This is a genomic window from Synechococcales cyanobacterium T60_A2020_003, assembly GCA_015272205.1.
Taxonomy (GTDB): Bacteria; Cyanobacteriota; Cyanobacteriia; order RECH01; family RECH01; genus JACYMB01.
Genome location: JACYMB010000393.1, coordinates 1 through 7,742, shown reverse-complemented (window position 1 = coordinate 7,742; position 7,742 = coordinate 1). Strand labels below are relative to the sequence as shown.

The 7,742-nt window shown below is 52.1% G+C and carries 8 protein-coding genes and 1 pseudogene; 6 read left to right on the top strand and 3 right to left on the bottom strand.

Translation table 11 applies throughout. The features are described from left to right. Nucleotides 1-272 precede the first annotated feature (272 nt). From IGR76_19145 to IGR76_19120, 6 genes are all read left to right on the top strand, one after another. Complete coding sequence (locus IGR76_19145) at nt 273-1,460, top strand: FAD-binding oxidoreductase (GenBank protein ID MBF2080565.1); 1,188 nt, start codon at nt 273-275, stop codon at nt 1,458-1,460. An 88-nt stretch (nt 1,461-1,548) separates the two neighbouring features. Beyond that, nucleotides 1,549-2,640: an RIP metalloprotease RseP gene (gene rseP, locus IGR76_19140; protein MBF2080564.1), complete on the top strand. Its 1,092-nt coding sequence runs from the start codon at nt 1,549-1,551 to the stop codon at nt 2,638-2,640. Beyond that, nucleotides 2,637-3,341, top strand: a complete 705-nt coding sequence (gene nth / locus IGR76_19135; protein ID MBF2080563.1) for an endonuclease III — start codon at nt 2,637-2,639, stop codon at nt 3,339-3,341. Before rseP ends, nth begins: the two co-directional genes overlap by 4 nt. A gap of 70 nt (nt 3,342-3,411) precedes the next feature. Beyond that, complete coding sequence (rpsN, locus tag IGR76_19130) at nt 3,412-3,714, top strand: 30S ribosomal protein S14 (protein MBF2080562.1); 303 nt, start codon at nt 3,412-3,414, stop codon at nt 3,712-3,714. Between the two features lie 92 nt (nt 3,715-3,806). After that, complete coding sequence (locus tag IGR76_19125; GenBank protein ID MBF2080561.1) at nt 3,807-4,538, top strand: bifunctional 4-hydroxy-2-oxoglutarate aldolase/2-dehydro-3-deoxy-phosphogluconate aldolase; 732 nt, start codon at nt 3,807-3,809, stop codon at nt 4,536-4,538. A 274-nt stretch (nt 4,539-4,812) separates the two neighbouring features. After that, complete coding sequence (locus tag IGR76_19120) at nt 4,813-4,983, top strand: hypothetical protein (protein ID MBF2080560.1); 171 nt, start codon at nt 4,813-4,815, stop codon at nt 4,981-4,983. A gap of 322 nt (nt 4,984-5,305) precedes the next feature. On the opposite strand, the pseudogene IGR76_19115 reads toward IGR76_19120, so the two are convergent. The 3 genes and pseudogenes from IGR76_19115 to IGR76_19105 all read right to left on the bottom strand — a co-directional run bounded on the left by IGR76_19115 (nt 5,306) and on the right by IGR76_19105 (nt 7,547). Beyond that, nucleotides 5,306-6,002, bottom strand: a pseudogene (locus IGR76_19115) (IS1 family transposase). A gap of 196 nt (nt 6,003-6,198) precedes the next feature. Then, the gene (locus IGR76_19110; protein ID MBF2080559.1) at nt 6,199-7,020 is read right to left on the bottom strand and encodes a dTDP-glucose pyrophosphorylase; all 822 of its coding nucleotides are present in this window, start codon (nt 7,018-7,020) and stop codon (nt 6,199-6,201) included. Then, nucleotides 7,017-7,547, bottom strand: a complete 531-nt coding sequence (locus IGR76_19105) for a 2'-5' RNA ligase family protein (GenBank protein MBF2080558.1) — start codon at nt 7,545-7,547, stop codon at nt 7,017-7,019. The genes IGR76_19110 and IGR76_19105 overlap by 4 nt, the downstream gene beginning before the upstream one ends. Nucleotides 7,548-7,742: the final 195 nt, after the last annotated feature.

The window sequence follows — 7,742 nt, the reverse complement described above, 5'->3', positions numbered from 1 at the left end:
GGCGCACGTTTCACAACTCATCTTTTTCACAAATCACGTAGGAACGCTATATAGCTATATAGTGAACACCGCAGAGATTGCGATGCAGTCGTTGACTCACAGTCACACAGGCCGTAAGTCTATCGTCATTTTGCCTCTAGTAGACTCAAGGTGTTTTCCTACGTCAATGCTTTTCAGAAAAGAAAAATAGGAGTTCAAAATACTGGGCGGCCTGCTTCGATCCGAAAAGCTAACCTCTGGGTGCCGTTATCATTTACGAGCAAATAAACGTGATCACAAATAGCTACGACTGGATTGTTGTTGGAAATGGATTTGCAGGTGCAGCGCTGAGCTATGAGCTAGTACGCTTAGGATTCTCGGTCTTGGTCTTGGAGCAGGACGCGATCGCCCACAATGCGACCCGATTCAGCTATGGTGGCATTCCCTACTGGAGCGCAACGACCCCAGATTTACAAACACTCTTTACCGAAGGGATCGACCGCCACCGCCAACTCTCGGATGAACTAGAGAAAAGTACCGAATTTCGCGAGGTAGATCTGCTGCTGACGGTTTCCCCAGAGGATGATTCAGAGGCGATCGCCACGCAGTATGCCCATATGAGCATCCCGCCGACTCGGATCAGGGTCGATGAGGCTCTGGATATAGAGCCTCTTTTAAATCCGGCCTCTATTATTGCGGCTTTTACAGTTCGCCACGGTCACGTGAACCCCATGGCGATGCTCTATGCCTACAATCAAGCCTTTTTGCGCCTAGGGGGAACTCTACGCAACGAACAGGTGATGGGTCTCACTCGAATGGGCGATCGCATGACCGGAGTCCAGACCCCAAACCAGACATACAGTGCTGGATGTGTAGCCGTGTGTGCAGGTGGGTTAACTCGTTCTTTGCTGAAGCAGGTCGAGATATCCGTCCCTTGCTACTACAGCAAAGCTGAAGTGATTGAAGCACCTCCTGTTGATTTGCAGCTCCAAACTCTCGTCATGCCAGCCCGCATTCAACGCTTTGGTGCGGAGAAGGTCGCCGGAGCAACGAATACGGCAAGTCTCTGGGATGAACCTGGGCATGAACTTGCACCCCCTGTTCTTGATCCAGGCATCGTGCAATTCCCAGATCGCCATCTTTGCATAGGGCAACTGAGCCGGATGCTTACTGATCCAAACGCGGTTGTGAACGCGGCTCATAGTGAGGAACAGCTTCGGACTGCGATTTCCGCCTACATCCCCGCTCTCAAAGACATTCCCGGCCAATGGCATTCGTGCATCGTTGCCTTTAGCAGTGACCAAAAGCCATTGATTGGGTCAATCGCGAATTGGGAAAGCCTATTTCTATTCTCAGGGTTTAGCAGTCCCTTTGCCATGCTGCCGCCCCTAGCTCGACGCTTTGCCCAAGCCCAAGCCGGAACTCCAGATGCCCTATTGCCTCAGTTTTCACCCAATCGCTTTGATTGTTCGGCTTCCTAACCGTCAGTACGCTGAACCGTAATTCGCAAGGATGCACAATAATGCCTTGCAGCCTACAATGAATAAAACGTTTAATAAAGAGTTTGAAATGTCGGCTATCGCGGCGATCGCAGTACTTGCGCTATTAATTGTGGTTCATGAATTGGGGCACTTCCTAGCAGCCCGCTTACAAGGTATTCATGTCAATCGCTTTTCCATCGGATTCGGACCTATTTTGTGGAAATACCAGGGCAGCCAAACCGAATATGCGCTACGGGCTATTCCCCTCGGTGGATTTGTTGGGTTTCCCGATGACGATCCCGATAGCGACATTCCCTCGGATGATCCGGATTTGCTCCGCAATCGTCCTGTCTTTGACCGCGCCATTGTCATTAGCGCCGGGGTTATTGCCAACCTAATCTTTGCCTATTTGGTCTTTGTCGGACAGTACACCCTTGTGGGGGTTCCGGCGGGCTTTGATGCCCAGGCGGGTGTCCTTGTACCCGAAATTCTTTCGAGTGAAGCTCCTGCAGCGCAGGCAGGCATTCGCGCGGGCGACATTATTGTCGAAGTGAATGATCAACCCCTAGGGTCATCCGATGCGGCCATTCAAACCCTGATGACCACGATTCAACAAAGTCCTGGGGTTCCGTTGGATCTGACCGTACAGCGGGGCGATCGCCAAGTCGAGGTGACCGTTACTCCGACCGCAGAAGATGGCGGGAAAGGTCGTATTGGGGTTCAGCTTCTGCCCAACGGCACCTTTGAATATCGTCGTCCAACGGGCGTTGTTGAGGTTCTGACCCTCGCGGCTCGGAGTTTCCAGGATATGTTCGTCCGAACGGTTCAAGGCTTTGGGATGCTGATCACCAATTTCTCGGAAATGGCGAATCAGGTGAGTGGCCCAGTCAAAATCGTGGAGCAGGGAGCTAAGTATGCCCAGGGCGATGCCACGAGCCTATTTCCCTTTACTGCGATCATCAGCATCAATCTCGCGATTATCAACATCCTGCCTTTGCCTGCCTTGGATGGCGGTCAGCTTGCCTTCCTGCTCGTTGAGTGGCTGCGGGGTAAGCCGTTGCCCATGCGGTTTCAGGAAAGTGTGATGCAGACGGGCTTATTCCTGCTGCTCGGCCTCGGCATTTTCTTGATTGTGCGCGATACCACCCAACTGGAAATCTTTCAAAATACGCCCCAGTGAGCACTCCCCGTCGCCAGTCTGCCAAACGCCAGCGAGCCTTAGAAGTTCTGATCCGCCTAAAGCGACTGTATCCAGATGCCACCTGCTCGCTGGACTACGAAACCCCAGTTCAACTCCTAGTCGCCACCATTCTGTCCGCCCAGTGTACGGATGAGCGGGTCAACAAGGTCACTCCCGCCTTATTCGCCAAGTTTCCCGATGCTGCCGCCATGGCGGCAGCCGATATCGGAGACATTGAAGACCTGGTTCGTTCGACGGGGTTCTATCGCAATAAGGCTAAGAATATCCAAGGTGCCTGCCGCAAGATTATGAGCGATTTTGGCGGCAAGGTTCCAAAGCGCATGGAAGAATTGCTCACGCTGCCAGGAGTCGCCCGCAAAACGGCTAATGTGGTGATGGCGCATGCCTTTGGGATCAATGCCGGGGTGACGGTGGATACCCACGTTAAGCGGTTGAGCCAACGATTGGGATTCACGAAGCATACCGATCCTGTCAAGATCGAGCGAGATTTGATGAAGCTTCTCCCTCAGCCCGACTGGGAAAATTGGTCGATTCGGCTGATCTACCACGGACGCGCCGTATGTGCCGCTCGCAATCCCGCGTGCGATCGCTGCCAACTCGCCGATTTGTGTCCTTCTGCCGATCCCACCAAGGTAGTGCCCTCGGCGCTGCCAAAACTCATGTCCGTTGAATCAAGCTGAAAAAGCGTGTACAAAGTTGGGGTGATCGCGCTATTATAAAAAATGCTGTTTTAAATGAGTTCATAGGTTTATGGCGAAGAAAAGCATGGTTGAGCGCGACAAGAAGCGCGCAAGACTCATTGCGAAGTATGCTGCAAAGCGAGCTGAGTTGAAAGAAGCATTTGAAAATGCCGATTCTCAGCAGGAGCGGATGGACATCCACCGTCAAATTCAGCAGCTTCCCCGCAATAGCGCGCCAAGCCGTCTCCGCAACCGCTGCTGGTCAACCGGACGCCCACGGGGGTACTACCGCGATTTTGGGCTGTGCCGCAACGAGCTTCGTCGAATGGCTCACGAAGGTTTGCTTCCTGGCGTTGTCAAATCCAGTTGGTAGCATCCTGCTGTGGCGGCGATCGCATCCAAGCAGGTTTACGGTAGAGAGCATTGCGCTTGTCGCATCGCGTAGTTTTGCAGGAGTTCAGTTTTATGGAACTCTCTGACTCGTTTTCAGAAGACGTAGGGGCGTACATTAGTGCGTCCCTACCGCTTTTTGAGCAGAATGCCTTTCATGAATCCATAGCGCAGAACTGGCTCAACATTCTGTACCAACAGCGAGCGATCGCCGTCATTCGCGCATCGACTCTGAGTACAGGGCACCACATGGCGGATGCAGTGATCGCTGGCGGGATGCAGTTGATTGAAGTTACCTGGAACAGCGATCGCCCTGCCGATCTGGTTCGACGCTTGCGGGCGGAATATCCCCACTGCTGGGTCGGTGCCGGCACAATCCTGACCTGGGACGATCTGCAAGATGCGATCGCCGCCGGTGCCCAGTTCCTCTTTTCACCCCACACCCATCCTGACCTGATTCAGGAAGCGGTGCGCTGCCAGATTCCGGTAATTCCCGGTGCCCTATCCCCCACAGAGATTACGACGGCATGGCAAGCCGGAGCCACCTGTGTTAAAGTTTTTCCGGCAAACGTGGTCGGTGGGGCGGAGTATCTCAAAAGTCTGCAAGGCCCCCTGGGACATATCCCCCTCATCCCGACGGGCGGTATTACCCTAGAGAATGCAACCAAATACCTGCAAGCCGGAGCGATCGCCCTGGGGCTGGCGGGCAGTCTCTTTCCAGCCGAGGCGATCGCCACCGAGAACTGGACACTCATTACCCAACGGGCGATGGCACTCATGCAGCGGATTCATCCATTTTTGGCGTAAACGAAATTCAGGTTCAGACGATTCACCGGGAAACCCTCAGGGAAATCTCAGGCAAGCCGTTTGAAATTCGGTAGGATTTGAACGTACCTAGAGGCGATCGCCCCTATCCCCCTACTCACCACGCCCATTCCATCCTGCAAAAAGCTTGATTTGGTGGCATTTTGGGTAGTGACTATAATTGAGGGCAGATGTTTATGCCTTCATGCTTTGTTATGCCAGCAGGCCACTTACGGCCCCCACAACCCGCATCCACTCTACGCGACGGACGGAACTGATGTGGGAAGGCAAGGATGACGAGTATAGCAGTCGGCGCGAGGTGGATATTGCGGGCTGTGCCACCATGCCGTATTACAGCGGATTGAGTGTATGGATGAACCGCGACGGGCAGCGGCGGCGACGGGGGGAGATCTCCGACTTCTTTTGTAAGCCGGAAGCATGCTGTTGAACCTGACAAGAGAAATCGGAGATCTGTCTTACGGGTTCGGACGCTGAGTGAACGCCTCATTGGGCAACGTTTTGTATCAATGTTGTAATACGGAATCCGATTCGTAAAGTAGCACTATTTCAGAGCCCCTCCCAACCTCCCCTTACCCTAGACGCGAAGCGGCTTCCCGCAGGGTAGAGGAGGTGGCGTCAGGCGGTGGGGTTTAGTGCCACCCTATAGCAGGATTTCGTATAATGTGATGCGGAAAACGTTGAAAGCTCTGGCAAAATAGAGGTAGCCTCGCTATTCAATTTCCGGCGTTGCTGAATAGAGAGATGAATAGCTAGAAGCGTTGAGGGACAGGTACATCACCAAACTTGAGGTAATGAATTAACAGTCGGATGGCATGAGCTAGCATTGCTACGGACTTTGAATAGCACAACGTTTTACGATGGAGACGGGCTCAATCATGACGTAACCGGGTATTTTCGCCTTCCACCCGCGTCATGTAAGTTTGGCTAACCATCTGGTCACTGTCTGGAATCAATCCTGGATCGACTGACCAGCCATCAGTGACGTAAAAGTAGCACGTCCAAGTGGCCACGATCGCCTACAGAGGTTTGAACGTTTCTGCACTATGGTCGCCCAACACCCAGCCTAAACTACCTGGACAACAGTGGTCTACTGCTGTCCAGATCCAGATTTTGTTTGTTTTGAAGCCACAAAGGTTTCCAGTTCATCGAGGTCACCAACCTGGGGAGGTTGGTCTGGATCATCGGCATCTGGGAGACGTTCACCGACCAGTTTGACCCAGTTCATCACCGTCGTATGATGCACCCCTTGGACCCGTTCCATGCCTCGAAATCCATGCCATTGACATACATGTCGAGGCATTCCTGCCTGAACTCATCGGGATAGCCCAGAGGAACTTGATAAGTCTCAATGAACTGTCGTCGGCAATCGGCACAAATGCGATGTTGTTGACTTCTTCGATGTCCATTTTTACGGATGTTAGTCGATCCACATTCCGGGCATGGCATAGGTCTTTTACCCAATATCATCCCTTAATTATGCAACGCCTAAAAGTCTTCTATGAGCTTGAGACAGAATTACTGACTGGTTTGTGGTAAAATCCACTCTGTTCTCTTAAACCATCTCCAGAGTAATGGGCGATCGCATCCCGGCAGCGGCAGCAGCCCTCCATCAGTATCACAGCTAGGACATCAATGACCATTTTTAATAACCTGAGGGTTTGTCATAGTGATAAACCGCATGGATCAGGTTTTCGGGGGTGCCAATATCTAGGTATTGACCCGTTTCAAAGGGAACCGCTTCTACGCGGAGGTTATGGGCGATCGCATCTCGAATCACATCCCCAATGGGCGTCTCAACATACTCAGGCATTGCCTTGATCCGCATGGGAGGCTGTTCCCCGATCAGCACCTGGAGTTTCGCCTCCACCGTCCGATGCAGAAACTCCGTAAAACTGGGTCGCCACACTGCAATAGCCCACATATAACGCAAATGGGTTAGCTGAGACTTTTCATAAATCCCCAACACTACGCCATTCTCATTAAAATCCACCAAGCCCACCTTTTCTGGCTGTTCGGTAGGAAATAACCCCAACACGACATCGGCCTGGGTGGTTTGCAGTCGCTCCAGCAGCGTGACGTAGGCATCTCTAGGACGAAACAAAATATCCGGAAAGCCCAGGGCAATAATGGCATCCTTGACAAAGGGGTACGCCTGATTGAGGCTAAAGGGTACCCCAAAGGGCACATGCACGGTCAAATAGGCCAGACGCATCCCCAACTGGGAGCCATCACCCAGATAAGCAGGAATATCCCACTTGCCTGGACGCAAGATCAAAAACGATTCCTGCACCCCTGCTTTTCCCATAGATTCCAGCAAATACTGACAGGCCACCTTAGGCCGCAACCCTTGCTCAGTCAGCTCCTGAAAGCCAATGGGAAACAGTTCTTTGCTCATGGGCAGAGGACTAATGCGGCTACCCTGACCCGCAGCAGGCAGTAGACCCATAATTCTTGGAGACATCATGGTGTACTCAAAAATTGGCGACAGACACAGCGTAGGCTGGAAACATGCTCTTGGGTGTCAAAGGTTTGGGGAGCCGCAACGGCCTGCACTTGGTCAAACTGAATCGTAGACCGAGATAGGGAAATTGTCCTGCTCAGATCTTCCTTAGTTCCATCATCGAGGTGATGGTAAAGCAAACTGACGTGGGGATCCAACACAGGGATCTGGGCATTGGGGATAGCCGTCACTAAACGGTGTACGACCTGGGTTAACGCAGAGGCTGGCTGAAGCTGCACATAGAGGGTTTTAGCAAATCGAGAGCTATGGCCTATGCCAAAAATCTCTAATTCAAAGACCTGCATCGATGCCAGCTCAGCTAAAACAGCCTGGATATTTAAAGTAGGGGGAACCAGACCGCTATAGAGGGTGACATGGGGACAAAAGGGTACGGTACCAAAACGCTTCGACAGAGCATCGATAATCCCCTGAACCTCTTCTAAGTCAGGCTCTTGGGGAACTAACCAAAAGGAATAGTAGGAGTCAGCCATAGCGAATAGATGTTTGCGAACGCACCATGTTTATGCATTTTAAGGTAGGCGATCGCCCTGCATCCCCTAAACATGTCATTTTGCATCGTTCCCACCATCCCCATTCCCAAACGCAAGATAATAGTTTTCATAAAACCGTAGGCGTTGCTGAATAGCGGTATGAATTCGCTAAAAACTGAACGAGATTCCAGTCAT